At 74.3% G+C, this 26,206-nt stretch carries 21 protein-coding genes and 1 pseudogene; 11 read left to right on the top strand and 11 right to left on the bottom strand.

Annotation, left to right across the window (positions count from 1 at the left end; genetic code table 11):
- The first annotated feature begins 2 nt into the window (after window positions 1-2).
- From BMW78_RS00830 to BMW78_RS00815, 4 genes are all read left to right on the top strand, one after another.
- Complete coding sequence (locus BMW78_RS00830; RefSeq protein WP_091755504.1) at window positions 3-1,430, top strand: ferredoxin reductase family protein; 1,428 nt, start codon at window positions 3-5, stop codon at window positions 1,428-1,430.
- A gap of 70 nt (window positions 1,431-1,500) precedes the next feature.
- The gene (locus BMW78_RS00825) at window positions 1,501-1,974 is read left to right on the top strand and encodes an FMN-binding protein (protein ID WP_091755502.1); all 474 of its coding nucleotides are present in this window, start codon (window positions 1,501-1,503) and stop codon (window positions 1,972-1,974) included.
- Between the two features lie 8 nt (window positions 1,975-1,982).
- The gene (locus tag BMW78_RS00820) at window positions 1,983-2,780 is read left to right on the top strand and encodes an FAD:protein FMN transferase (RefSeq protein ID WP_245735590.1); all 798 of its coding nucleotides are present in this window, start codon (window positions 1,983-1,985) and stop codon (window positions 2,778-2,780) included.
- A gap of 148 nt (window positions 2,781-2,928) precedes the next feature.
- A complete protein-coding gene (locus tag BMW78_RS00815) occupies window positions 2,929-3,537 on the top strand; it encodes a histone deacetylase (RefSeq protein ID WP_091755500.1) in 609 nt (202 codons plus the stop codon).
- A gap of 103 nt (window positions 3,538-3,640) precedes the next feature.
- Here BMW78_RS00815 and BMW78_RS00810 read toward each other — a convergent pair whose 3' ends face one another.
- Complete coding sequence (locus tag BMW78_RS00810) at window positions 3,641-5,656, bottom strand: thioredoxin domain-containing protein (protein ID WP_091755498.1); 2,016 nt, start codon at window positions 5,654-5,656, stop codon at window positions 3,641-3,643.
- Between the two features lie 117 nt (window positions 5,657-5,773).
- On the opposite strand from BMW78_RS00810, the gene BMW78_RS00805 reads away from it, so the two are divergent.
- Window positions 5,774-6,106 (top strand): YciI family protein, encoded by a 333-nt coding sequence (locus BMW78_RS00805; RefSeq protein ID WP_091755496.1) that lies wholly within the window; start codon window positions 5,774-5,776, stop codon window positions 6,104-6,106.
- Window positions 6,107-6,210: 104 nt separating this feature from the next.
- Complete coding sequence (locus BMW78_RS00800; RefSeq protein ID WP_091755494.1) at window positions 6,211-7,152, top strand: UDP-glucuronic acid decarboxylase family protein; 942 nt, start codon at window positions 6,211-6,213, stop codon at window positions 7,150-7,152.
- A gap of 43 nt (window positions 7,153-7,195) precedes the next feature.
- Here the strand turns inward: BMW78_RS00800 and BMW78_RS00795 are convergent, their stop codons facing one another.
- The 8 genes from BMW78_RS00795 to BMW78_RS00760 form a co-directional block, all read right to left on the bottom strand.
- The gene (locus tag BMW78_RS00795; RefSeq protein ID WP_091755492.1) at window positions 7,196-8,128 is read right to left on the bottom strand and encodes a glycosyltransferase family 9 protein; all 933 of its coding nucleotides are present in this window, start codon (window positions 8,126-8,128) and stop codon (window positions 7,196-7,198) included.
- A gap of 10 nt (window positions 8,129-8,138) precedes the next feature.
- Window positions 8,139-8,837, bottom strand: a complete 699-nt coding sequence (locus tag BMW78_RS00790; RefSeq protein ID WP_091755490.1) for an SDR family oxidoreductase — start codon at window positions 8,835-8,837, stop codon at window positions 8,139-8,141.
- An 83-nt stretch (window positions 8,838-8,920) separates the two neighbouring features.
- Entirely contained in the window at window positions 8,921-10,306 is a 1,386-nt protein-coding gene (rfaE2, locus tag BMW78_RS00785) for a D-glycero-beta-D-manno-heptose 1-phosphate adenylyltransferase (RefSeq protein ID WP_091755488.1), read from the bottom strand.
- A complete protein-coding gene (locus BMW78_RS21350) occupies window positions 10,303-12,138 on the bottom strand; it encodes a glycosyltransferase (RefSeq protein ID WP_091755486.1) in 1,836 nt (611 codons plus the stop codon). Before BMW78_RS21350 ends, rfaE2 begins: the two co-directional genes overlap by 4 nt.
- Window positions 12,135-13,118 carry a glycosyltransferase gene (locus BMW78_RS00775; RefSeq protein ID WP_091755484.1) on the bottom strand — a complete coding sequence of 328 codons (984 nt, stop codon included), beginning with the start codon at window positions 13,116-13,118 and terminating at the stop codon, window positions 12,135-12,137. The genes BMW78_RS21350 and BMW78_RS00775 overlap by 4 nt, the downstream gene beginning before the upstream one ends.
- The gene (locus tag BMW78_RS00770; protein ID WP_091755483.1) at window positions 13,115-14,206 is read right to left on the bottom strand and encodes a glycosyltransferase family 9 protein; all 1,092 of its coding nucleotides are present in this window, start codon (window positions 14,204-14,206) and stop codon (window positions 13,115-13,117) included. Before BMW78_RS00770 ends, BMW78_RS00775 begins: the two co-directional genes overlap by 4 nt.
- Entirely contained in the window at window positions 14,199-15,731 is a 1,533-nt protein-coding gene (locus tag BMW78_RS21345) for an HAD-IIIA family hydrolase (RefSeq protein ID WP_091755481.1), read from the bottom strand. The genes BMW78_RS00770 and BMW78_RS21345 overlap by 8 nt, the downstream gene beginning before the upstream one ends.
- The gene (locus BMW78_RS00760) at window positions 15,728-17,392 is read right to left on the bottom strand and encodes a carbamoyltransferase family protein (RefSeq protein WP_091755479.1); all 1,665 of its coding nucleotides are present in this window, start codon (window positions 17,390-17,392) and stop codon (window positions 15,728-15,730) included. The genes BMW78_RS21345 and BMW78_RS00760 overlap by 4 nt, the downstream gene beginning before the upstream one ends.
- Before the next feature lie 152 nt (window positions 17,393-17,544).
- Here BMW78_RS00760 and BMW78_RS00755 point away from each other — a divergent pair, with 152 nt between their 5' ends.
- The 3 genes and pseudogenes from BMW78_RS00755 (at window position 17,545) to BMW78_RS00745 (ending at window position 21,229) form a co-directional block, all read left to right on the top strand.
- Window positions 17,545-18,957 (top strand): aldehyde dehydrogenase family protein, encoded by a 1,413-nt coding sequence (locus BMW78_RS00755; protein ID WP_218144185.1) that lies wholly within the window; start codon window positions 17,545-17,547, stop codon window positions 18,955-18,957.
- 127 nt (window positions 18,958-19,084) lie between these two features.
- Complete coding sequence (locus BMW78_RS00750) at window positions 19,085-20,374, top strand: NAD(P)/FAD-dependent oxidoreductase (protein WP_091755477.1); 1,290 nt, start codon at window positions 19,085-19,087, stop codon at window positions 20,372-20,374.
- An 82-nt stretch (window positions 20,375-20,456) separates the two neighbouring features.
- Window positions 20,457-21,229 (top strand): annotated as a pseudogene (locus tag BMW78_RS00745) (YqjF family protein).
- A gap of 99 nt (window positions 21,230-21,328) precedes the next feature.
- Here BMW78_RS00745 and BMW78_RS00740 read toward each other — a convergent pair.
- On the bottom strand, window positions 21,329-22,768 hold the full coding sequence (locus BMW78_RS00740; protein ID WP_091755475.1) for a cation:dicarboxylate symporter family transporter: 1,440 nt from the start codon (window positions 22,766-22,768) through the stop codon (window positions 21,329-21,331).
- A 155-nt stretch (window positions 22,769-22,923) separates the two neighbouring features.
- Here BMW78_RS00740 and BMW78_RS00735 point away from each other — a divergent pair, with 155 nt between their 5' ends.
- Window positions 22,924-24,555: a sensor histidine kinase gene (locus BMW78_RS00735; protein ID WP_245735587.1), complete on the top strand. Its 1,632-nt coding sequence runs from the start codon at window positions 22,924-22,926 to the stop codon at window positions 24,553-24,555.
- Window positions 24,552-25,277: a response regulator gene (locus BMW78_RS00730; protein WP_245735586.1), complete on the top strand. Its 726-nt coding sequence runs from the start codon at window positions 24,552-24,554 to the stop codon at window positions 25,275-25,277. Before BMW78_RS00735 ends, BMW78_RS00730 begins: the two co-directional genes overlap by 4 nt.
- A gap of 7 nt (window positions 25,278-25,284) precedes the next feature.
- Here BMW78_RS00730 and BMW78_RS00725 read toward each other — a convergent pair whose 3' ends face one another.
- Window positions 25,285-26,205, bottom strand: a complete 921-nt coding sequence (locus tag BMW78_RS00725) for an aminoglycoside phosphotransferase family protein (RefSeq protein WP_245735585.1) — start codon at window positions 26,203-26,205, stop codon at window positions 25,285-25,287.
- Window position 26,206: the final 1 nt, after the last annotated feature.

The raw sequence follows: 26,206 nt of genomic DNA, 5'->3' as shown, positions 1-26,206 counted from the left end.
GCATGACCACCGCAGACCTCGCCGGCTCCCTGTCCTCGCGGCGCAGCCACGCCGCGGCCCGCGCTCCCCGCCGACCCCGGCACGTGCCCACGTGGTGGCGTGACGCCTCGGGCGCCGCGCTATGGGGTGTGCTGCTGTGGGTCACCGCCCTCTGGGTCGGCGGCGGGGGCGTCACCGACCTGGCCTCGCTGTCGGGCTTCTTCACGAGCACCGGCCGGCTCACCGGGCTGGTCGCCTCGGCCCTGCTGCTGGTGCAGGTGTTCCTCATGGCGCGGGTCCCGTGGTTCGAGCAGGCGTGGGGCCAGGACGGCCTCGCCCGCCTCCACCGCACCGTGGGGTTCACCTCCTTCAACCTCATGTGGGCGCACATCGTGCTCATCACCGTCGGTTACGCCGCAGCGTCACCGCAGGGCTTCTGGGGCACGCTCGTCGACTTCGTCGTCAACTACCCCGGGATGCTGCTGGCGGTGGCCGGCACCGCGGCCCTCGTCATGGTGGTCGTCACCTCGGTCAAGAAGGCCCGCGCGAAGCTGCGCTACGAGTCCTGGCACCTGATCCACCTCTATGGCTACCTCGGCGCCGGGCTGGCCCTGCCGCACCAGCTGTGGACCGGCAAGGAGTTCCTCAGCTCGCCCGTCGCCACCGCGTTCTGGTGGACCCTGTATGCCGTGGCGGCCGGTGCCGTGCTCGTCTACCGGGTCGGGCTGCCGCTGAGGCGGTCCCTGCGCGCCAAGCTGGTGGTCTCCGACGTGCGGGCGGAGGGCCCGTCGGCCACGACCGTGACGGTCTCCGGCCGCGGTGTGCACCACCTCCCGGTGCAGGCCGGCCAGTTCTTCACCTGGCGCTTCCTGTCCGGCCAGGGCTGGACCCGTGGCCACCCCTACTCGCTGTCCGCGGCGCCCGACGGCCACAGCCTGCAGTTCACCGCTGCCCACCTCGGCGACGGCAGCGCCGCCCTGACCGAGCTGAAGCGCGGCACCCCGGTGCTCGTGGAGGGCCCCTACGGTCGGCTCCACGCCGGGGTGCGGACCCGCCGCAAGGTGCTTCTCATGGGCGCCGGGATCGGCATCACCCCGCTGAAGGCGATCCTCGAGGAGCTGCCCCAGCGCCCGGGTGACGTCACCGTCATCCAGCGGGGGAGCTCGCGCCACGGGCTGGTGCTGGCCGACGAGATCCGCGACCTCGCGGTGGCCCGGGGTGCCCGCCACATCGTGGTGGAGGGGCACCGGGTCCGCGGCCGACGCACCTGGCTCCCCGCCCAGGCGGCCCACCTCACCGACGCCCAGGCCCTGCGCCAGCTCGTGCCCGACGTGGCCGACCACGACGTCTTCCTCTGCGGCGCCCCCGAGTGGATGGACGCCGCCCGCGACGCCGCCCTCGCGTGCGGCGTGCCGGAGGAGCACATCCACACCGAGCGCTTCGCCTTCTAGATCCCACCCTGCCGCCCCTGCCGACCCTGCCGACCCTGCCGACCTGCGCGACACCGACAAGGACCTGACCATGCGACGCATCACCCTCTGGGCGCTCAGCACCATCACCACGCTCGTCCTGCTGTTCAGCTACCACACCTCCACCTCGAGCCAGGGGGCCTCGGCGGCGCCGATCGTCGCCCAGGCCGGTGCGGCCTCGAACGGCTCCGGCTCCGCCTCGGGATCAGGCTCGTCCGGCTCGTCCTCGGGTTCGGGCTCCTCGTCCTCGACGAAGACCTTCAGCGGCGACACGGCCATGACGCAGTGGGGGCCGGTCCAGGTGCAGATCACCGTGGCGGGCGGCAAGGTCACCCGCGCCACCGCGCTGCAGGTGCCGAGCGGGAACAACCGCGACCAGGAGATCAACTCCTACGCCGTGCCGGTCCTCAACCAAGAGGTCGTGGCCGCGCAGAGCGCGAACATCGACATGATCTCGGGTGCGACGGTTACCTCGGACGGCTACCTTCAGTCGGTGCAGTCCGCGTTCGACAAGGCGGGGCTGTGAGCGCCGTGGTGACCACTCCCGAAACCTCCACGGCCGGGCAGGCCACGATGAACGCTGACGCGGAGCGACCGCCCCGGCGGGTGTGGGTCGAGCAGGTCATGGGCCTGCCGATCTCGATCCACGTCCGTGGCACCGAGCGCGCGCCGGTCGGCGAGGTGGAGACCGCGGTGGCGCAGGCGTTCGCGCACCTGCGGCGGGTCGACCGCGTCTTCAGCGCCTGGCGCGACGACAGCGACCTCATGCGGATGCGCCGGGGCGAGCTCTCCGAGGCCGACGCCCACCCGTGGGTCGGTGAGGTGCGGGCGCTGTGCAGCGAGGCCGAGCAGCGCACCGGCGGCCTGTTCCGGGCGACGCTGCCCGCCCCCGACGGCGGGGCGGACGTCTGGGACCCGACCGGGCTCGTGAAGGGCTGGGCGGTCGAGGGTGCGGCCCGGCACCTGGCCCTCGTGCCGCGCATCTCCTTCTGCGTCAACGCCGGTGGCGACATCATCGCGGGGGCCGGCCGCGACGCCGGCGACCTCGAGGCGTGGCGGGTCGGCATCGAGGACCCGCGCGACCGCAGCCTCGTCGCCGCCACCGTCGAGCTCACGGTGGGTGCGGTGGCCACCTCGGGTTCGGCCGCCCGGGGCGCCCACATCGTCGACCCGCGCACCGGTTCACCGGTCGACCGAGCGGGCTCGGCCACCGTGACCGGCCCCTCGCTGCTGTGGGCCGACGTCTGGGCGACGGCGCTCTTCGTCGACCCCGAGCAGGGGCGGGCGGCGCTGGAAGGCGCCGCACCGGCATACCGTTGCCTCGTCCTCTGACCTCGACCAGGAACTGGACCGTGAGCTCGACGTGAGCTCGACCGGAGCTCGTCGGCCTCGTCCTATAGGACGAAATCATGGCCCGGACGGGCCAGATGTCCATGGTCAGCTGGAACTACCCCCTGATCATTTGGCACAGTGGGGAGCGATGCATGTCTGGTACGCCAGCTACGGCTCGAACCTCGCCCGCGACCGCTTCCTCTGCTACCTGAGGGGCGGCCGCCCGCAGGGTGCCACCCGCACCTACCCCGGCGCCCGCGACCAGAGCCACCCCCTCGGCGACGCGCCGATCGAGCTGCCCGGCCAGGTCTTCTTCGGCTGGCACTCCCCGACGTGGGACGGCGGCGTGGCGTTCTACGACGCGTCGTCGACCGGCGGGGCGCTGGCGCGGGCCTACCTCATCACCGAGGGGCAGTTCGCCGACGTGGCGGCCCAGGAGATGCATCGCGACCCGGGGGAGGACCTCGACCTCAGCACCGTGCTCGAGGAGCGGAAGCACAGTCTCGGGCCGGGACGCTACGAGTCGCTGCACCTCCTCGGTGACCTCGAGGGCCACCCGGTGCTGACCTTCACCAGCCCGGACGACGCCGACCTGCCGCACAACCCGCCGTCGGAGGCGTACCTCGCGATGGTGGCTCAGGGCCTGCGGGAGACCCACGAGCACCCCGACGAGCACCTCGTCGACTACCTGCTCGACTGCCCGGGCGTGAGCCCGCACTGGACGTGGGAGCAGGTCTCCGACCTCGTCGCCGTCTAGGGGCTTGGCGGCTCCGTTCCTGGCCGCCGGTTCGTTCCTGGCCGCCGGTTCGTCTCCGGGCCCCCGGTCGGCCGGTCGGCTCCGCGCCTTCCGGCTCCTGCCCTTAGGAGGTGACGGCCGCCCGGGCCAGCGCCGCCCCCAGCGCCTGCGGCTCGGTCACCGGGGCGTCGCACACGAAGCCGCGGCAGACGTATGCCGTCGGGTGGCCGCCGACGAGCGGCCGGCCCTCGAGCAGGGGGACGCCGGGGGCGTCCGGCTCGCCGTGGGCGAGCACGAGCCCCGGCGAGAGGGAACGCCGGGTGAGGTCGAGCAAGCGCTGCGCCGCATCCTCCTGTGCCGCCTTCCCCTGTGCCGCGTCGTGGACCACGGCCACCTGGAGCGGACCGGCGGCCGCCGCCTCGGCGGCCGCGAGGGTCCAGCCCGCGAAGCGCGGGTCGCGCGCGGCGAGCAGGCCCGAGGCGGCCAGAGCGGCGTCGGCGGCACGACGGTGCTCACTGCTGCCGGTGAGGGCGGCGTACGTGAGGAGGGCGCCGGCCACGGCCGACTGCCCGGACGGCTCGGCGTTGTCTCCCTGACCGCGGGGACGGGTGAAGAGGGTCTCGGCGTCGTCGGCGGTGTCGTGGAAGCTGCCGCTGGCGTCGCCGAACCGCTCCTGCGCCACCTCGAGCAGGCGCCCGGCCGCCTCCAGCCAGCGTGGCTCGCCCGTCGCCTGGTGGAGGGCGAGCAGGCCCTCGGCGAGGTTGCCGTAGTCGTCGAGCACCCCCGCAGCCGCCCCGACCCGGCCGCCGCGGGAGGCCCGGCGCAGCCGGTCGTCGACGAGGTGCGACCCGAGCACGTGCTCGGCGCACCGAGCCGCAGCCTCCACGAGACGGTGCTCATCGAGCAGCACCCCGGCGTCGCTGAGGCCGGCGATGGCCAGGCCGTTCCACGAGGTCACCACCTTGTCGTCGCGCGCCGGCTGCGGACGCTGCTGCCGGGCCTCGAACAGGCGCTCGCGGACCTCGTGCCACCACTGCGCGTCGTCGGGGTCACGGCGCAGCTGCAGCGTCGAGCTGCCGTGCTCGAAGGTGCCGTGCCCGGTGACACCCAGCAGGTCCGCGGCCCGGGGGCCGTCGTCGGGGCCGAGCACCTCGACGAGCTGGTCGGGCGTCCACGCGTAGGTCAGGCCCTCCACCCCCTCGGTGTCGGCGTCGAGGGCCGAGGCGAAGGCGCCCTGCTCGGTGCCCAGGTCGCGCAGCATGAAATCCGCCGTCTCGAGCGCCACCCGGCGCGCGAGCGCGGAACCGGTGGACCGGTGCAGGTGGGCGTAGACCCGCAGCAGCTGGGCGTTGTCGTAGAGCATCTTCTCGAAGTGCGGCACCACCCAGTCGGCGTCGACGGAGTAGCGGGCGAACCCTCCACCGAGCTGGTCGTACATGCCGCCCCGCGCCATCGCCTCACAGGTGCGCTCCGCCATGTAGAGCGCGTCGCGCGAGCCGGTGCGGCCGTGGTGACGAAGCAGGAACTCGAGCACCATCGACGGAGGGAACTTCGGCGCGCCGCCGAACCCGCCGCGCTCGTCGTCGAACTGCCCGAGCAACCGGGCCACCGCGCCGGCGAGCACGTCCTCGCCGACCGGGCGGGCAGGCAGGGCCCCACCGACCTCCTGCAGGCGGGCGACGATGGAGCCGCTGGTCTCGAGCACCCGGTCGCGCTGGGTGCGCCAGGTGTCGTGCACCGCCTGCAACAGCTGGAGGAAGTGGTCGCGCGGGAAGTAGGTGCCGCAGAAGAACGGCTCGCCGTCGGGGGTGAGGAAGCAGGTCATCGGCCAGCCGCCGTGCCCGGTCAGCGCGGTGGTCGCCTGCATGTAGACCGCGTCGATGTCGGGCCGCTCCTCACGGTCGACCTTCACCGACACGAAGTCGCGGTTCAGCGCCTGCGCGACGTCCTCGTCCTCGAACGACTCGTGGGCCATGACGTGGCACCAGTGGCACGCGGCATACCCCACCGAGAGCAGGACGGGCACGTCGCGGCGACGGGCCTCCTCGAACGCCTCCGGGCACCACTCCCACCAGTCGACCGGGTTCCCCGCGTGCTGGAGCAGGTAGGGGGAGGTGGACGCCGAGAGACGGTTGGCCATGTGCTCCACCGTATGCCGCGTGGCCGCGCCGCGCCCCGGCCGGCGGGTGGGTGGTGGCATGCTCACCCGGGGTCGTCGGTCGGCAAGGACCCGAGGAGCCCGACACGGAGGAGCCAGATGACGGATGCACAGCGGGGTGGGCGCGAGCTGTTCGCGCTGATCGTGGACTACGTCGCGCCGCTTCCCGAGGTCGACGCCCTGTTGGAGGACCACGTCCGCTTCCTGGAGCGGTTCTACGCCGAGGGCACGTTCCTGATGTCGGGGCGGCAGGTTCCGCGCGAGGGCGGTTTCATCCTCGCGGCCTGCGAGGACCGCTCGTCGATGGAGGCGGTCGTCGCTCAGGACCCGTTCGTCCGCGGCGGGGTCGCCGAGTACCGCGTCGTGCAGGTCCAGCCGACGAAGGCCGCCCGGCTCGTGCAGCCGGTGCTGGACGAGCACCTCGCCCGGTAGGGACGGGCAGATCGGCGCGGCGGCGCTGCGGTGCCGGGTTTGCACCGCCCTCCACCGGGTAGTCGCTACGTGGCAGGGATACGTCGACACCGAGGAGGACGGACGTGCGCGCTGTGGTCACCGGAGGAGCGGGATTCCTGGGCAGCCATCTCTGCGAGGCACTGCTCGCGCGGGGCGACGAGGTGGTTTGCCTCGACAACTTCCTCACGGGTAGCCCGGACAACGTCGCGCACCTCATGCACCACAAGGCGTTCCGCGTCGTGCCCTGTGACCTCACCGACTTCGTGCACGTGCCCGGCGACGTCGACCTGGTGCTGCACTTCGCCTCTCCCGCATCGCCCGTCGACTACCTCAAGCTGCCGATCCACACGCTGAAGGTGGGCTCCATCGGCACGTGGCACGCCCTCGGCATCGCCAAGGAGAAGGGCGCTCGCCTCATCCTCGCCTCGACCTCCGAGGTCTACGGCGATCCGCAGGTGCACCCGCAGTCCGAGGACTACTGGGGCCACGTGAACCCCATCGGCCCGCGCGGCGTCTACGACGAGGGCAAGCGCTACGGCGAGGCCCTCACCACCGCCTACCGCGAGAGCGAGGGCGTCGACACGGGCATCGTGCGGATCTTCAACACCTACGGCCCCCGCATGCGGCCCTACGACGGCCGCGCCATCCCCACCTTCATCCGCCAGGCGCTGCTGCAGCAGCCGATCACCGTGGCCGGCGACGGCTCGCAGACGCGGTCGGTCTGCTACGTCGACGACCTCGTGGCAGGCATCCTGGCGTTCGCCGCCACGAGCGACCCCGGGCCGGTCAACATCGGCAACCCCGACGAGATGTCGGTTCTGCAGATCGCCGAGGACGTCGTCGCCGCAACGGAGTCCGGCTCCGAGATCAAGCTGGTCGACCTGCCCGTCGACGACCCCAAGGTCCGCCGGCCCGACACGACGCGCGCGCAGCAGCTGCTGGGATGGCAGCCCGCGGTGGAGTGGGAACAGGGCCTGGAGCGCACGGTCGGCTGGTTCAGGACCGTGGAGCTCGAGGCGAGCTGACCGCAAGGGGCACTGCGCCCCGCCGACGGCGGCTGAGGTGGGCTCAGCCCACCGAAGCGACCGCGAGCTGTGCCTCCGCGGCGGCGAGCACCTCGTCGACCTGCACGCGCACCAGCCGCAGGTCGGTCCGGTCCGCGTGCGGGTCACCGGCGGGGTCACCGACGTGGGGGTGCCAGAGCACCCGGTGACGGTCGGCGTCGATGCGCGGTCCCCAGTGGTCCGGTGACACGGGGCCGAACAGGAGCACGGACGGCGTGCCGAATGCCGTTGCGACGTGGGCGATCCCGGTGTCTCCGCACAGCACCAGCGCGGCAGAGGCGACCAGGTCGGCGAGCTCCGCGAGGGACGAGGCGCCACACGCGTTGCGCACTCCCGGGTGGGCGGCCGCGACGCGGGCGCACAGGTCGGCCTCCGCCGGCACCCCGGTGACCACCACCTCGCGACCCCGGCCCGCGAGGCCGGCTGCGACGGCGGCCCACCGGTCCACGGGCCACCGGCGGGAGCCGGACGCCGCACCGGGGTGCAGCACCACGTGCGACTCCTCGCGACGGCCGGGGAGGCGGAGGTCGTCGGGCGAGCAGTCGCCGCCGGCCCATTGGACGAGGCCGCACCAGCGGTCCACCTCGTGCGCGTGGATCGGCCAGGGCGGCCCGTCGCGGTGGCCGGCCTCCGGGCACGCGAAGGCGACCGTGCGGCGAGGCCGCACCTGCTGGAGCAGCCGCTGGCTCTGCGGACCGCGGCCGTGCAGGTTGACCGCGACGTCGGGAGGCTCGCCGGTCCAGCGCAACGGCTGCAGGCCGGCGGTGTCGAGCACCTCGTCGGCGATGCCGAACGACGCGAGGAAGCCCCCGACCCCGGCCGGTGCGGCCAGCACCAGCCGGGCGTCCGGGTGCGCGCGACGCAGGCCCCGCAGGGCCGGTATGCCGGTCAGTGCGTCACCGAGTCCCAGTGCCCTGAGTGCGAGAACCGTTGTCACGCAGCGGTTCCTACGGCCACGACGGCTCCGTGGAGGTCGCGACGACCATCTCGCGCACCTCACACCCGACCGGCTGGCGCAGGGCCATGAGCACGGTCTGGGCCACGTCGGCGGGGTCGTTCAGCTCGGCGTCGGGCCCAGGCTTGTACTGCTCGGTGCGGCCGTCGAAGAAGTGTGTGCGCATCCCGCCGGGCACGAGCAGGGTCACCCCGACCCGGCCGGCCAGCTCCATGGCCAGCGCGCGGGTGAAGCCGACGACGCCGAACTTCGAGGCGCAGTATGCCGTGGCGTCGCCGGCCGGGCGCAGCCCCAGCGTGGAGGCGACCGTGACGACGGTGCCGCGCACCTCCTCGAGGTGCGGCAGGCAGGCGCGCACGACAGCGGCGGTGCCGAAGAGGTTGACGCGCACGACGCGTTCCCACGTCTGCGTGTCGATCTCGGCCAACGGGCCGCAGGCGTCGGTGCCGGCGGCCGTGACGACGGCCTGCGGCGGGCCCACCCGGCTCACCAGGTCGGCGACCGCCGCCTCGGCGGCGGACGAGTCCGACAGGTCGGCCATGGCGTGGGCCACGCCCTCGTCCGGCGGTGGCGCGATGTCGATCACCGCCGGTGTTCCGCCGGCCTTGGCGACGGCCTCGACGACGGCGGCTCCCAGGCCGCTGGCACCGCCGGTGACGTAGACGACTCCCAGGTCGCGTTCGCGGGTCATGTGGTTCTCCTCGGTCTGGTGGGGGACTCGGTTGTCTTTGGTTGTCTTCGGTTGTCGGGGAGGTCAAACGCCGTCAGCGGACCTCAGCGGACGTCGGCGAGGATCGCGGTGGTGGAGCGGCCCGACAGGTAGGGCAGGAGCACCACGCGACCGCCCCAGCCGCGGACCAGCTCGGCCTCGGCGAGCTCGGCCCCTTCGTAGTCGCCGCCCTTGACCCACACGTCCGGTCGCAGCTCGGCGAGCGCCCGCTCGGGGGTGTCCTCGTCGAACACCAGGACGGCGTCGACGCAGGAGAGGCCCTGCAAGACCCTGGCCCGGTCGGCCGCCGGCTGCACGGGCCGTCCGGGGCCCTTGAGCCGGCGCACCGACGCGTCGGAGTTGAGCAGCACCACCAGGGCGTCGCCGAGGCTGCGGGCCGCCTCGAGGCAGCTGACGTGTCCGGCGTGCAGGATGTCGAAGCAGCCTCCGGTGGCGACCACTGAGCCCCCGGTGGCGCGCACCCGGTCGACGACAGCGCCCTCGGCGCCTGCGGCGACGGCGCCGGTCTCGCGAGCCCCCGCCGGCGACGGGTTGGGCTGCTCGTGTCGACGGCGGAACCCCGAGGCGCCGCCCGCTGCGACGAAGGCGCTCGCGCTCTCGACCGCTGCCGCGACCGCCTCGCTGGTGGTGCGGCCGTGGGCGACGGCGTTGGCCGCTGCGGCGATGAACCGGTCACCCGCTCCGCAGGGATCGCCCTCGGCAGGCACCGCGGGCACGTACACCGGCTCGCCGGCCGAGGCTGCCAGCCAGGCGCCGGAGGCACCGGCCGTCACGCAGACGGCGGCGGCGGACCAGTGCTCGCGCAGGCGGCGCGCGACCTGGTCGCCGGAACCGTCCGGCATACCGGTCTCGGCCCGCGCCTCGGCAAGGTTGGGGCTGACCAAGGTGCAGCCGGGCACCGGCGCCCCACCGCGCGGGTGGGGGTCCCAGAGCACGGGGCGGCCCGTGGCCCGCGCAGTCAGGTGTTCGCGCAGCTGCTGGTGCGCGGTGGTGCCGGCGCCGTAGCAGGACACCAGCACGACGTCGGCCTCGTCGATGGCGGTGAGCGCCTCGGCTGGAAGCGGTCCGAGGGGCGTGCCCGGGCCTCCGTCGTCGATGCGGAGCAGCGACTGGCCGAGGCTGCGCACCCGCGTCTTGCGCCGGGTCGGGCCAGCCTGCCGCAGCGGCACGACCGAGACGCCGGCGGCCTCGAGGGCGGTCCGCAGCTCGTGGCCCGGCTCGTCGTCGCCGAGCGGCGTCACCAACGTCACCGCGGTGCCGGGCGCCCGGCACAGCAGGGCCGCCAGCCCGGCACCACCCGGACCGCTCGTCGCCGCCTCGACATCGAGCACCGGAACCGGGGCGTCGGGGCAGATGCGCTCGGTGCGGCCCACCACGTCGCGGTCGAGCACGGCGTCGCCGACGACCACGATGCTGCGCTCGGCGGTCACGCGGTCACCACCTCCGAGGTCGGGGCGTGGAGCCGGCCACGGGCCCGCAGCGCGGCGTCGAGCGCCGCGCAGATGGCGTGCACCGCCACGAGCTGCACCTCCTGCACCGCGGCGGTCGAACCGGCGCTGATGGTGAGCGCCTCGTCGGCGATGGATGCCAAGGGGTTGGGGGCCGGTCCGGTCAGGGCCCAGACCCGCATCCCCACCTCGTGGCCGCGCTTGGCCGCGTGCACGACGTTGCTGCTCGTGCCGCTGGTGGAGAGCACGACGAGCACGTCGCCGGCGCGGCCGTGGGCCTCCACCTGACGGGCGAAGACCTCGTCGGGCCCGTAGTCGTTGAGGATCGCCGTCACGCTGGAGCTCTCCGCGCACAGCGAGATCGCCGACAGCGGGCGACGCTCGCCGCAGAAGCGTCCGACCAGCTCGGCCGTGAGGTGCTGCGCCTCGGCGGCGCTGCCGCCGTTGCCGGCGGCGAGGAGCCGGGCGCCGCCGACGAGGCAGGTGGCCAGCTGCTCTCCCCAGGACCGGACGACGTCGCTCTGGCCCATCAGCGAGGCCATGCCGTCCTGGAACTCCCGGGCGTGCGCGTCGAGCCAGGCCGCCGTGGTGTCGACCGTGTCGGCGCCGTCGTCACGTCGTCGCGCGACCTCGAGCAGCGCGCGCTCGGTCTGGGCGGTGACCACGCCCCAGTCGAAGTGCGTCACGGCCCGGGCGCGGGCGGCGGCGCCCCAGCGGCGGCCCTTCTCCGGGTCGTCGAGCAGCTCGCGCACGCCACGGACCAGCGCAGGCACGTCGCGCGGCGGGACGAGCCGTCCGGTGACCCCGTCGGCCACCGAGTCCAGCAGCCCGCCGACCGCGCTGCCCACGAGGGGGCGTCCTGCCGCTGCCGCCTCGAGCGGCGTGATGCCGAACGGCTCGTACCACGGCGTGGCGAGCACGACGTCGGCCGAGCGGTAGACGGCCGGCATGTCCTCGTGGGCGAGCTGCCCTGTCATGATCACCCGGTCCGCGACACCGACCTCCTCCGCGACCGCGCGCAGGCGGCGGGCCTCGGGGTCGTCGTCCAGCGACTCGACGGGCGGTCCGCCCGCGATGACGAGCTCCACGCCCGGGAGGTCGGCCAGGGCCCGGATGGCGACGTCGAAGCCCTTGCGCTCCACCATGCGCCCCACCAGGAGCAGGCGTGGCCGCTCCGTCGAGCCCGTCGGCCCGGTGTCCGTCGGCCCGTGGGGAGTGAAGTGCACCGTGTCGACGCCGCACGGGATGACCCGCACGTGGTCGGTCCCGCTGTGCATGCGCTCCAGCTCGGCGACCTCGTCGGCGCACGTCGCGATCACGAGGTCGACATCGCGAGCAAGCCTGCGCTCCAAGCCGACTCGTTCGGTCGGGCTGGTGTCGGCCGCTCCCTGGAACCGGCGCTTGACGCTGCCGAGCGCGTGGAACGTCTGCACCACGGGCACGCCGCGCGCCCGTCCGGCACGCAGTGCGGCCAGCCCCGACATCCAGAAGTGCGCGTGCACGACGGCCGGGTCGCCCCGCCGCGCCCAGTCCAGCTCGACCCAGTCGGCGAAGTCGTCCATGAGCGGGAAGAGGTCGTCCTTGGGCACCGGGTGGTCCGGCCCCACGGGCACGTGCACGACGGTGGCGCCCTTCTCGAGCGGCACCCGCTCGGGGAGGTGGGGGTCGTCACGCCGCGTGTAGACGTCGACCTCGTGTCCGAGCCGCGCCAGCCCGCGCGCGAGGGCGTCGACGTGGACGTTCTGTCCACCTGCGTCGACCCCGCCCAGGGCCGCAAGCGGGCTCGCGTGCTCGGAGATCATCGCGATCTTCATCGTGCTGCCACCTCCTTGAGGATGCGGTCCCAGTCGGTCAGGAACCGGTTCAGGCCGTAGTGCTGGAGTGCGTGCTCGCGAGCGGCGAGGCCGCGCTCGCGCGCCTCGGCCGGGTCCGCCAGCCAGCGGTGCGCCGTGCGGCGCAGCGCCGAGACGTCGTTGGTGACCAGCCCCGCCTCGGGGGGCACCGCCTCCGGTGCCTCCGTCGTCGAGAGGGCCAGCACCGGCATACCAAGCGTCATGGCCTCGAGGAGCGACAGGCCGAGGCTGGTCCACCGGTAGGGGTGGAAGTAGGCGCGGTGCCGCGCCATGGCCTGGTGCAGCTCGTGCTGCGGCAGGTCGTGCACCCGGTCCTCGAACCCGACGACGCCGCGCGCCCGCGCGACGTCGGGCAGCTGGTCGGTGCCCATGCCGTAGACGTGCACCGGAAGGTGCCGCCCGAGGTCGATGACGAGGTCGGTGCCGGCGACCCGCCAGCGGCGCACCGGCTCGTTCACCGCCACGGCGACGCTGGCGTCCTCGCCGGTGTAGAGCGGACCGGGGTCGTGGATGCCGTGGTCGACTACCTCGGTGGACGCGTCACCACAGTCCCAGGCCATCTGGTTGAAGCGCGTCACGTGCACGACCGGCAAGCCGGCGAGCTCGGGCTGCTCGACGACCGGGTGCACGCTGCGCACGGCGTGCTCGGTGGGGGCGTTGTGCTCGACGTAGACGGCAGGCACGTCGACGCCCACGCGCAGCCCGGCCCACCGTCGCACGAGCGCGGCCTCGTGGGGTCGCTGGAGCACCACGACGTCGATGTCCTGCTCGGCCAGCCGCTCCAACGGCACCTCGACGGCGCCCTGCGGCCAGTCCCACGACTGCGCCCGGCCGCGCCCGTCGGGTCCGCGGTCGTCGGTGACGGGGATGACGTACTCGTGCTCGCCCGCGACGAAGCTGGTCGCCCAGGACCCGTGCACGTGCCAGATGAGGACCCTCACCGCGCACCTCCCACCGCGGGGGCCGGCGCGGGCACGGGCACCGCCGGTATGCCGGTCAGCCGGCCCACCGCGACGGTCACCTCGCGCGGGGACACACCTGCGATGCAGGGGTGACCGGGCACGGGGCACTCGCGGGAGCGGCTGAGCCGGCACGCGGCGCCCTGGTCGCCGAGCAGCACGTGGGGGACGCCCCAGGGCGCCCAGCGCTCGGCCGGCACGACAGGCGAGAACAGGCTGACGACAGGGGTGCCCACCGCGGCGGCCAGGTGGGCGGGGCCCGTGTTGCCCACCACGACGCACGAGGCGCCCGCCAGCACCGAGGCCAGCTCGGCGAGGCTGGTGCGCCCCGTGAGGTCGTGCCCGGCCGGAGGGGTGACGTGTCGACCGACCTCCTCCTGCCCGGGTCCACCGGTGACCACGACGTGCCAGCCGGCGTCCTGCAGCGCGGCGGCGACCGCCGCCGCGTGGTCGAGCGGCATCGAGCGGCTGGGCACCGAGGCGGCCGGGTGCAGCACGACGTACGGGCCGGGAAGATCCGGCCCCCGAGGAGGCACGGGGCGGATCCGGAGCCGGCCGTCGTCGCCGGGGGGCAGCGCGAATCCCGCGGCCTCGGTGACGGCGAGGGCGGCCTCCACCTCGTGGCCACCGCTCGGACCACCGTCGTCAGGCGCCCCACCCGGCATCCGCCGCACCCGGACGTCGAGCAGCGACCCGGGGTAGTCCTCGCTCGCCGCCACCACCCGTGGCACGCCTGCCCACTTGGCGAGCAGGGCCACCGGCAGCGCGCTCTGGTGGAACGAGGTGAAGACGACCACGAGGTCGTAGGCGCGCTGCCGCAGCAGGTGGAGCAGCCACTCCAGCGCATCCGGGTCGACCGGCGGCGGCTGGTAGCCCGACCACGGCGGGTCGACCAGGAGCACCTCGTCGACGCCGGGCAGCAGCTCCGCCGCGGCGTGCCCGGCCGGTGAGGCCAACAGGTCGAGGCGTCGGCTGCCGGCGGCGAGGGCCCGGAGGGCGGGACCGGTGAGCAGCACGTCGCCGTCGCTGTCGAGGCGCACCGCGAGGGTCGTGGGTGGGCGGTCAGCCACGGCCGCCTCCGACGATGAGGTCGACCGCCTCCGCGAGGTCGGTGGCCACGAGCGGGGCGTCCGCCACCTCCTGCGCGCGCGTGCTGCCGTTGGGCACCAGGACGCTGCGTGCGCCGGCGGCCCGCGCCGCTTCGACGTCGGCGCCGATGTCACCGACCACCACGCACTCCTCGGGGCGCACGCCCAACGCACGGGCGGCGGCCCGCACCAGGCCCGGTCGGGGCTTGCGGCATCCGCAGCCGTCCTCGGGGCCGTGGGGGCAGACCTGCCACGTGTCGAACGGCCCGACCCGGCCGTCGACCTCGGCGTTGACGGCTCCCACCTGGTCGGTGGTGAGCAGCCCCCGGGCGACCCCCGACTGGTTGCTCACCACCCCGACGCGCAGGCCGTGGGCGCGCAGCCGGGCCACCGAGTCGGCAGCTCCCTCGACGGGCCGCACCTGCTCGGGGTCTCCGTTGTAGGGCACGTCGTGGACGAGGGTGCCGTCACGGTCGAAGAGGACGGCCCTGACACGGGGCGGCCAGGCCTCGGCACGGCGGTGGAGCCACCAGCCGCGCGCCCGGTGCCACACGGCCGCTGGGGGGATCGCCGCGCTGGTCCACAGCATCCGCACCACCTCGTCGCGGTCCCGTGGGCCCGATGCGATGCGGCGCCAGGCGAACTCCGCGGTGAGGGCGCCCCACCCGATGGCGGACGTGGCCGTTACGAGCCGGCCCGGCCGTCGGCTGGAGGCGGCGGCACCCGCAGCGGCCAGGACGGCAGCGGTGGCGGTCGCGAGGTGCCACGGCAGTCGGCCCCTCCCGGTCTCGGCGAGGGTCCGCCAGTGTCGCCCGTGCAGGCGACGCATGAGCGCGTCGTCGGCGTTGCCACGCTGCACCCGCAGGCTGATGCCGTCGTCGGCGGGGCGGACGGGGTGCACCGCCGTGCGGCCGCCGCGCACCAGCTGCCAACCGGCACGCCGGGCGCGCAGGGCGAGGTCGGCGTCCTCACGGTAGGCCCGCGGGAAGCGCTCGTCGAAGCCGTCGACCGCCAGGAGGCACTCGCGGCGGTAGGCCATGTCTGCGGTGGCCCACCGGGCCGTCTCGAGCCCCGCTGTGGAGCGCTCCCAGTCGGTGGGGCGGCGGTCGCGGGGGAGCGGGACCACGAGGCGGCCCTGGGTCGCCCCGACCTCCGGTCCAGCCGCGCGGAGGTCGGCCTGCAGCCCCTCCGTCCAGCCCTCGGGGAGCACCACGTCGTCGTCGAGGAAGGCGACCCACGGCGCCGACACCAGCCGCCAGCCGAGGTTGCGCGCGGCAGCAGGACCGCGACCCCAGCCCTGCACCACGCGCACCGGGACGCGACCGATCAGGGCGCTGGAGGGGTCCAGCGGCGGCACCGGGTCGCGCCGGTCGTCGACGACGACGACCTCGTCGGGCAACGGGCCGGGGTGTGACACCAGCGAGCTCAGCAGCACGTCGAGGCTCGGCCGTCCCACGGTCGGCACCACGACGGCATACGCCTCCGAGCGCCCGGGTGCGGCCGTCACCGGCGGCCCCCGAAGAACTCGGCGCGCCGCACCAGGTGCGGCCCGACGACGAGCACGTCGACGGGGGCGGACCCGAACAGCTCGAGCGCGTCCCGTGGGTCGTCGACCATCGGCCGCCCGGCCGTGTTGAGACTGGTGTTCACCACCACCGGCAGGCCGGTGCGGGCCTCGAACGCGCGCAGCAGCGCCGCCACGTTCGGCGTCGCCGCGTCGTCGATGGTCTGGATGCGGGCCGTGCCGTCGACGTGCACGACGGCGGGGATCCGCTCGCGCCACTGCGGTGCCACCCGGTGGACGAACAGCATGTACGGGCTGGGCAGCGGTCCGTCGAGGAAGATCTCGGCGGCGCGTTCGGCGAGCACCATCGGTGCGACGGGACGGAACTGCTCGCGGCCCTTGACGTCGTTGAGGCGCTCGAGGTTCTCGGCCCGACCGGGGTGGGCCATGAGCGAGCGGTGCCCGAGTGCCCTCGGACCGAACTCGCTGCGGCCGTCGAACCACGCGACCACGCCGTCGGCGGCCAGCACGTCGGCCACCTCGCCGGCCAGGTCGTCCGGAGTCGTGAACGGCACTGCGGCCCGGCGCAGCCAGGCGGCGAGGTCGTCGTCGCTCCACTGGCGACCGAGGCCAGCGGTGGTCATCGGCTCGGCCAGCTCGCCGCCGTCGGCGCTCAGCTGGAGCGCGGCTCCCAACGCGGTGCCGGCGTCCCCGGCAGCGGGCTGCACCCACACGTGCTCGAAGGGCGTCTCGCGCCAGATGCGGCTGTTCGCAACGCAGTTCAGCGCTGTGCCGCCCGCCATGGTGAGGTGACGGTCGCCGGTCTGCTCGTGCAGCCAACGAGCCAGCTCGACCAGCACCTCCTCCAGGCGCGCCTGCACCGAGCACGCGAGGTCGGCGTACTCCTTGGGCCAGTCGTTCTCGCCACCGGAGCGCCGGGGCGCGAACGTCGACCAGTCGGGGATGGGGGCGGTGAACCCGCCGTCACCGGTCACGCGGATCGTCTCGCGGAGCTGCTCGAGGTGCGCCGGCTCGCCGTAGGACGCCAGCGCCATGACCTTGAACTCGTCGCTGGAGCGCAGGAACCCCAGGTGCTCGGTGAGCGACTCGTAGAGCAGCCCGAGGGAGTCCGGGAGTGCCTGTGCCGCAAGCACTTCCAGACGGCCGCCACGGTAGCGACCGGCGAGGTGCGAGGCCTGCTCACCGCGGCCGTCGAGCACCAGCACGCTCGTGGCGCGCTCGTCGGTGTCGACCGGGGCGGCCAGCGCGGCAGAGGCGGCGTGGGCGACGTGGTGCGGCACGAAACGCACCTGCTCACTGTCCAGGCCCGGCAGCGCGGTCGTCAGGAAGCCGGGGGCCGACTCGGCGTAGACCCGTCGCAGGTGGTCCCAGGGGTCGTCGAGCCCCATGTCCTCGGCGGGTTTGGCCAGGGCGGGGTCGAAGGAGTAGCCGACCGCGTCGAGGTCCTGCGGTCGCAGGCCGGCCTCCGACAGGCACCAGCGCATCGCCTGCTCCGGCAGCTCCCACGCCGCGAACGGCACGGGTCGCTTGCCGTGCTTGCGCCTGCTGAAGCGCTCCTCCTCGGCGGCGGCCACGACCTGCCCGTCGACAACCAGGGCGGCCGACGGGTCGTGGAACAGTGCGTTGACTCCCAGGACTCGCATGCGAAGTGCCTACCCGGGAGAAGCGCTTCTATTCCGGTTCTCCGAGAACCGCTTCTCCCTGAGCACGGAAATCGGCCTCTGGTCGGGGTGTTCGTGAGATGGGTGATCGCCGGGGCATGTTTCACCGTCGCAGGATCGGGCACCACGCAGCCATGACGACGACACAGGCGCCGATGGTCAGCCCTGCCCACACCTCGACCGGCCCGTCCGGTCGGCCCTCCCCGGGAGAAGTGCCGTTCGCGTCAGGCGCGGACGTGGAGCGTGCCGTCGGAGCCGCGCACCAGGCGTTCGCGTCGTGGCGTCGCACGTCACCCGGGGACCGGGCCGCAGCGCTGCGCCGGGCCGCCTCCGCGGTACGAGCGGCTGCGGCCGAGCTCGGCGACCTGCTGTGCGACACGACCGGACGGCTGCACGGTGAGTCGGTCGCGTCGGCGCAGGTGGCCGCCGACCTGCTCGACGAGGCGGCCGTCAGTGGTCTCGGCGTCGCAGGCCGCACCCTCGCCGGGTCTGCCGGCAGCGCCGACTGGGTGCGTGCCGAGCCCTACGGCGTGGTGGCCGTCCTGACTCCGTGGAACGACCCGTACCCCGCCGCTGCGGGCCTGCTCGCCGCTGCCCTCGTCACGGGAAACACGGTGGTGCACAAGCCTTCCGAGCGCAGCCTGGCGCCGGGAATCCGGCTCGCGGAGATCGTTCAGGAGTGCCTGCCGCCCGGGGTGCTCGAGGTGCTGCCCGGTGACGGTGACGTCGGCGCCCGTCTCGTCGCCGACGAACGGGTGCGCGTCGTCGCGCACGTCGGCAGCAGCACCGGCGGTCGAGCCATCACGACGGCCTGCGGCGCCCGCGGTGCGAAGGCGCTGGTGGAGAACGGTGGCAAGGACGCCCTGGTGGTGGACGCGGGGGTCGACCCGGCGTGGGCCGCGGAGCAGGTCGCCATCGGCGCGTTCACCAACGCCGGCCAGCTGTGCACCGGCGTCGAGCGCGTCTACGTCCACGAGGCGGTCGCCGACGCGCTGCTGCGCGAGCTGGTTCAGCGGGCAGAGGCCTTGTGCGCCGGCGACCCGCGCGACGAGCAGACCACCTTGTGCCGGCTCGTCGACGAGCGCCAGCTCGCCGTGGTCGAGTCGCACGTCGACGACGCCCTCGCGCGAGGGGCCCGCTGCCTCACCGGTGGTCACCGGCTCGACCTGCCGGGGGCCTTCTACGCGCCCACGGTGCTCGTCGACGTCGCGGCCGACCTGCCGGTCATGACGGAGGAGACCTTCGGGCCGGTGGTGCCGGTCGTCGTGGTGCCGAGCTGGGAGCAGGCGCTGCGCGCAGCCGACAGCGGGGCCTACGGGTTGGCCGCCACCGTGCTCACCCCTGACCAGCGCCACGCCCTGCAGGCCGTGGAGGAGCTCGAGGTCGGCACGGTGAAGGTCAACGCGGTCTTCGGCGGGGCGCCGGGAGGGTCGGCGGACCCGCGCCGGGCCAGCGGCCAGGGCCGCGGGTACGGGCCCGACCTGCTGGGGGAGTTCCAGCTGCTCAAGGCCGTGCACTGGGAGCCTGCCCCGACTGGACCACGGTGACGCCCCTCGCACCGCTCTGACGACACGCGGCGGGTTCGCGCCCGCCCGGCCGAGCCCAACCGCCCCCAACCTGCAGCGCGCCGTGGGCGGCGCCGTGTCACCGTAGGTGCGTGCGGGAGAGACACCGGTGAGCGCGGACGACGCCGACGTCGTGGTCGTGGGGGCCGGCCTGGCGGGGCTGGCCTGCGCACGGACGCTGGAGCGGGCCGGGCTGGCGGTGGTCGTCCTCGAGTCCGCGCCGGAGGTCGGGGGCCGGGTGCGCACCGAGCTGGTCGACGGCTTCCGCTGCGACATCGGGTTCCAGCTGGTCAACCCGGCCTACCCGGCGGTGCGCTGCCTCGTGGACGTCGACGCGCTGCGGCTGCGCACCTTCGAGCCCGGCGTGGCGGTCCGCCGTCATGACGGCCCGGGCGCACTCGCGGTGCTGGCGGACCCGCGCAGGGCGCCGCGGCTCCTGCCCCGGACGGTGCGGTCGGCCTGGCGCGCCGGCTACCTCGACCCGGTCGAGCTGTTCGCGCTCGCCCGCTGGGCCGCCCCGGCGCTGGGCAGCCCGCGCAGCCTCCTGTCCAGAGCCGACACGACCCTCGCGGCCTCGCTCGATGCCGCCGGAGCCCGGGGAGCGCTGCGCCGCGAGGTCCTCGAGCCTTTCCTGGCAGGGGTCCTCGCCGACGACACCGGCGCCTCGTCGGCCGCCTTCGTGCGCCTGCTCGTGCGCTGCTTCCTGCTCGGCACGCCCGGCGTGCCGGCGGGCGGCATGGGGGAGCTGCCCCGCCAGCTCGCCGCGGGGCTGCACCGACCGGTGCGCTGCGGCACCGCCGTCGAGGAGGTCCACGCCGGGAGTGGGGGAGCCGGCGGACCGTCGGTGCGCACCGCCTCGGGGCCACTGCGGAGCCGGGCCGTCGTCGTCGCCACCGACGGCCCCGACGCCGGGGCGCTGCTCGGGTCGCGCCTGCTCGACCGCCGCGCCGAGACCATGAACGGCCTACGCACGTGGTGGTTCGCGGCGTCCCGGGCCCCGCGCCCCGAACGGATGCTCGTCGTCGACGCTCGCCGTGGGCCGGTCGTCAACACCGCCGTCCTCAGCGCCGTCGCGCCGGCCTACGCCCCGCCGGGGCGCAGCCTCGTCCAGGCGACCACCCTCCTGCCGACCGAGGCCGACGAGCGGGTGGTGCGCCGCGAGCTCGACCGTCTCTGGGGGACGTCCACCTCCGACTGGGAGCTGGTGGTGCGCCACGACGTCGCCCGGTCGCTGCCGCGGCAGCTGCCGCCGCTCCAGCCGCGCCGGCCCGTCGCCCTCGGCGACGGCCTCTTCGTGGCGGGCGACCACCGTGACACGGCCAGCCAGCAGGGCGCCCTGGTCTCAGGACGGCGGGCCGCGCGCGCGGTGCTGCTCGAGCTCGCGGGCCGCCGGGCATGACCCCGTGCGCGGCGTCGGCATGACCACGCCGTCCGCCCACGAGCTCTAGGCCCAGGGGCCGGCGCTGCCGGGTCGCCCTGTCATGCACCAGCACTGGCGTGACATCACGTTCGTGCACTGGAGGGTCGACCCCATCCGTCTCGAGCAGTTCATGCCTGGCGGGGTGCGACCCGACGTGCACGACGGCTCGGGCTGGGTGGGCTGATCCCGTTCCGCATGGTCGGAGCCGGCGTCGGCCGGGGACGTGCGGTGCCGTGGTTGGGCACCTTCCTCGAGACCAACGTGCGCGTCTACTCGCGCGACGATGCGGGCCGCCGCGGCGTGGTGTTTCTGTCACTCGACGCAGAGCGCCTGCCGGTCGTCGTGGGCGCCCGGCTGCTGTTCGGCACGCCGTACCAGTGGGCCCGCATGGCTGCCTCTCCGAGCACCGTGCCGGCGGACCCCACCGGCACGGTGGTGACGTATGCCGCACGGCGGCACCGCACGCCGTGGGACCGCACGCTGTGGCACCGCACGCCGTGGCACCGGCGCGCGGTCCCGGCGGGACCGGCATACCCGTCCTCGGCGCGACCGGACAGCCGGCTGCGGGTGCGGGTGGGGCAGGCCCTGCCCGAGCCGAGTGCCATCGACCTCTTCCTCACCGCGCGGTTCGGCCTGCACACCACCGTCGCGGGTCGTCCGCTCTGGGTGCCGAACACCCATGGCCCGTGGCCGCTGCACCGGGGTGAGGTGCTCGAGCTCGACGACCGCTTCGTCGCCGCCGCTGGTCTCGAGGGTGTCGTCGACCGGCCGCCGGACAGCGTGCTCTTCTCACGCGGGGTCGAGACGAGCTTCGGGTTCCCCGTGCGGCTCTGAGAGAGCCCACCGGACACGAACAAGCCCGGCCGGTGTGCCCGGCCGGGCTCGTCTCGTGAGGGGGTGGAGCGGCGGAGCGAAAGCTCGCCTCCCCGGGCGTCAGATCCGGGTGGACCCGACCGTCTCCCGCTCACTGGGAGCCGTGCCGGCGTTGGTTCCGGCCGCGGCCGCCGGCAGCTGTGCCGGCTCAGCGTCATGGACGGTGTCGTGGTCGTTGTCGACCATCGTGGCCTCGTCGAAGGGCCGGTCGCCGGCGAGCACCGCGGCGCACTGGACCTTGTCGAGCTGTCCGGTCCAGGTGCCGATGAGCACGGTGGCGATCGCGTTGCCGGCGAAGTTGGTCAGCGCGCGGGCCTCGCTCATGAGGCGGTCGATGCCGACGATGACGCCGACGCCGTCGACGAGGTCGGGGCGGTGCGACTGGAGGCCACCCGCGAGGGTCGCCAGGCCCGCACCGGTGACGCCCGCGGCGCCCTTGGAGGCGATCACCATGAAGACCAGCAGCGAGATCTGCTGCCCGATGCTGAACGGCTTGTCCATCACCTCGGCGATGAAGAGCGAGGCCATGGTGAGGTAGATCGCGGTGCCGTCGAGGTTGAAGGAGTAGCCGGTCGGCACGGTGATGCCGACGACCGGACGCGAGACGCCCAGGTGCTCCATCTTGGCGATGAGGCGCGGCAGGGCCGACTCCGACGACGAGGTCGACAGGATCAGCAGAAACTCGCGGGCGAGGTAGCGCAGCAGCGAGAAGACGTTGAGCCCTGTGACGACCTTGAGCATGAGGCCGAGAACGCCAAACACGAAGATGGCGCAGGTGATGTAGAAGCTGAGCATCAGCAGGCCGAGGCTCTTGAGGGCCCCGAGGCCGGTGGCACCGACGACGGCGGCCATCGCACCGAAGGCGCCCACGGGGGCAACCCACATGATCATGGCCATCAGGCGGAACACGAGCCGCTCGAGGTGCTTGATGCCACCGAGGATCGGCTCACCGGCCCGGCCCATCTTCTGCAGGGCGAAGCCGACCAGCAGGGCCACGAGCAGGGCCTGCAGCACCGAGCCGGAGGTCAGTGCGGAGACGAGCGTGTCGGGGATGAGGCCGAGCACGAAGTCCATGGTCGAGCCGCTCTCCCCGGCGGTCGCGACCTGCTTCTGGCCGGCGGCGGCCAGCTCCTTGGTCAGGTGCAGCCCGGAACCCGGGTGGATGAGGTTGCCCACCACGAGGCCGATCGCGAGGGCGACCGTCGACATGGTGAGGAAGTAGCCGAGGGCGAGGCCACCGACGCGGCCGACCTGGGCGGCTCGGCGGACGGAGCCGATGCCGAGGACGATGGTGCAGAAGATGATCGGCGTGATCATCATCTTGATGAGGTTGACGAACATGGTGCCCAGCGGCTTGAGCTGGACGCCGAAGTCGGGCCAGATGGCGCCGACGACGATGCCGCCCACCATGGCGGCGATGACGGCAACGTAGAGGTAGTGCGTGCGGTCGCGCCTGCGTGTCGGCCGGGGTTCGACGGCGTTGTCGGTGGTGCTGCTCACGGTGGTCCTCCAGCGGGTCGGTCCGGGCGGCGGTGCCCGGAGCGGTGATCAACCACGAGGGTGCTGGCCGTGGTGACTAGGGTCACCTTTGTGTTCATTGAGTTCTGGCCGCTGGGCACGCGCTGCCGCCCCCGCAGCTGTCCAGTATGCCGCTGATGTCCGTTTCCGCCTCCGCGGCGCCGACCGCCGGTGGCAGGCCCCGGCTGGTGCCGCCGTCGCGCTGGTCGGTCGCCGGGCAGACCTTCGCCCTCCAGGTGCTGGTGGCGGTGCTGGTGGTCGGCGCCGGCCTCCTCGGCGCCGGCGTGCAGGCGCAGCGGTCGGCGACCGCGGAGGCCACGGCGCGGGCCACGGCGGTGGCCGAGTCGGTGGCGGCGACGCCCGAGGTCGTGAAGGCCGTGCAGGGGACCGACCGCAGCCGGGTCCTCCAGCCGTATGCCGAGGGGGTGCGCCGTGAGACGGCCACCGACTTCGTGGTGGTCATGAGCCCGACGGGCACCCGCTACAGCCACCCGGACCCCGCCCAGGTGGGCCGCCAGTTCATCGGCCACATCGCCGCGGCGGCGGCCGGCGGCACGGTGGTGGAGGACTACACCGGCACGCTGGGGCCCTCGCGCCGGGTCGTCGTCCCGGTCGAGGACGGTGGCCGCGTGGTGGGGCTGGTCGCGGTCGGCATCCGCAAGGCAGCCGTGGCCCAGCGGCTGCGCGGCCAGGTGCCGGGGCTGCTCCTCGCCGGACTCGCCGCGGCACTGCTCTCGGGGGTGGGCACGGCGCTGGTGGCCCGGCGGGTCCGGCGCCAGACCCACGGCCTCGGTGAGCAGCAGCTGACCCAGATGTACGAGTACTACGACGCGGTGCTGCACGCCGTGACCGAGGGGCTGCTGCTCGTCGACCCCGACGGCCGGCTCATCCTGGCCAACGACGAGGCGGTGCGGCTGCTCGGTCTGCCGGACGACGCCCGCGGCCGGCCCGTGGAGAGCCTGGGCCTCGCGCCGCAGCTGCAGCAGGCGCTCACCGACCCGCAGCCGCGGGAGGACGAGCTGCACGTCACCGAGGCACGGGTCGTCGTGCTCAACAAGGCGCCGGCGGTGCGCGCCGGGCGCCGGCTCGGGTCGGTGGTCACGCTGCGCGACCGCACCGACCTCGAGGACCTGACCGGTGAGCTGGACTCGGCCCGCGGCCTCACCGAGGCGCTGCGCTCGCAGGCCCACGAGTCGTCGAACCGGCTGCACACCGTCGTCTCCCTCATCGAGCTCGGCCACCCTGAAAGGGCGCTCGCGTTCGCGACCGAGGAGCTGGCCGCCTCGCAGGTGCTCACCGACCGGGTGGTCGGGGCGGTGCAGGAGCCGGCCCTCACCGCACTGCTGCTCGGCAAGGCCGCCCAGGCGGGGGAGCGCGGCATCGACTTCGAGGTGGGCGAGGGAGCCCACTGGCCCGAGAACCTCGTGCCGGCGCGCGACCTCGTCACCATCGTCGGCAACCTCGTCGATAACGCCCTCGACGCGGTGGCGACCGTCGACGGCCCGCGGCGCGTCCGCTTCGACGCCCACGTGGAGGAGGGGAGCTCCGTGCTGGTCGTCGAGGACAGCGGCCCCGGGCTGGCCCCGGACGAGGTCGAGCGGGCCTTCGAGCGCGGGTACTCCACGAAGGAAGCCGCCGGCGCGGGCCGCCGCGGCCTGGGCCTGGCGCTGGTGGCGCAGTCCGTGCACCGGCTCGGGGGCGACCTGCGCGTCGAGGGGCCGCCCGGCGCCCGGTTCGTCGTGCGCCTCCCGATGGGAGCGGGTGCGTGAGCGGCGAGCAGGCAGGTGGCCAGCGGGGCGCCGCGGACGGCGTGGGCGTCCTGGGCGTCCTCGTGGTCGAGGACGAGCCGGTCGCGGCGGAGGCGCACGCGGCATACGTCCTGCGGGTGCCCGGTTTCGCCGTCGTGGCGACGGCCGGCACCAGCCAGGCCGCGCTGCAAGCACTGCAGGAGCACCGCATCGACCTCGTGCTGCTCGACATGAACCTGCCCGACCGGCACGGCCTCGAGGTGGTGCGGGCCATGCGGGCGGGTGGGCACCGGGCCGACGTCATCGCGCTCACCTCGGCGCGCGACCTCGAGGTGGTGCGGGCGGCGGTGTCGCTCGGGGTGGTGCAGTACGTGCTCAAGCCGTTCGTCTTCGCCACGCTGCGCGAGCGGCTGCTGGCCTACCGCACCTACCGCGAGCAGCTGCACGGCGCCGAGCAGGTGGGCACCCAGGCGGAGGTCGACGAGGTCGTCTCCGGTGTCCGGGCGGCCACCGAGGCCCGGCTCCCGAAGGGCATGGGCGAGGAGCTGCTCGCCCGGGTGAGCCGGGCGCTGCGTGAGGCCGGTGCCGGCCTGTCGGCCTCCGAGCTCGGCGAGGCGGTCGGCGTCAGCAGGGTCACGGCCCGGCGCTACGCCGAGTACCTCTGCGAGGGCCGTCTGGCCGTGCGCCGGTCGCGTTACACCGGCTCGGGGCGGCCCGAGGTCGAGTACACCTGGGTCGGGTAGAGACGGCTCAGTCGTCCATCGCCTTGGCGAGCGAGATGGCCAGCGTGAGCGCGTCACGGTCGCCGTCGTCGGCTGCGGACATCGCCTCGGCCGTCTCGCGGACCACGACCCAGGCGCGCGCCTCGTCCTCATCGATGCCGGCCGCCTCGCAGACGACCTGCAGCCGGCGGCGCACCGACCAGCGGAACGCCGAGCCGGTGCCGAGCTCGCCGAGCCGGTTCCACAGCACCGGCGGGAGCTCGAACCCGGGACGACCCGCCAGCGGCTTGGGGTCGATGGCCAGCCAGGGCTCGCGACCGGCGGCGAGGACGTTCTGGAAGTGCAGGTCGGTGTGCAGCAGGGTGCCGTCGACCTCCGGCACCGTCGCGAGCTGACGCATGAGCGACTCGGCCTGGTCGAGCATCCGGCGGGGCACCGTGTCGGCGTGCTGCGGCAGCCGGCCGAGCTGCCGCTCCAGCCAGTCGCTGAGCGTGCGCACCCGCGGCGGCGCGGGCACGTGGAGCCGGCGGAGCAGGCCGCCGATGACCTCGCAGGCGTCCTCGACCGGCTCGCACCGCAGGTCCGTCGTGGGGTCGAGGGCCTCGAGGAGCAGGCCCCCGCGCGAGGGCTCGGCCGCCACGAGGCGCACCGCCCCGTTGCCCGCCCAGTGTCGCAGGGCCAGCGGCTCGGCCGCGGCCTCGTGGTGCGGCCACACCACCTTGAGAACCAGCGGGTCACCCTCGCGGGTGACCGGCACGACCACTGCGGTCCAGCCGGTCATGCCGGTCCCGGTGGGGGACAGGCCCCAGTGGTCGAGCAGGTCGGCCAGCAGGCGGGGGAGACCGGCCGCCCATGTCGCGCCGGACGGGCCACCCTCGGCGGGCAGCCGGGAGACCTGCTCACGCCACCCGTCGGGGATCAGGGCGGCGGCCTCGGTGGTCGAGGGCACG

This window comes from Pedococcus cremeus, from assembly GCF_900111375.1.
Classification (GTDB): Bacteria; Actinomycetota; Actinomycetes; order Actinomycetales; family Dermatophilaceae; genus Pedococcus_A; species Pedococcus_A cremeus.
Note: the sequence above shows the minus strand (reverse complement) of the source record. Positions and strands in the feature narration are given on the sequence as shown.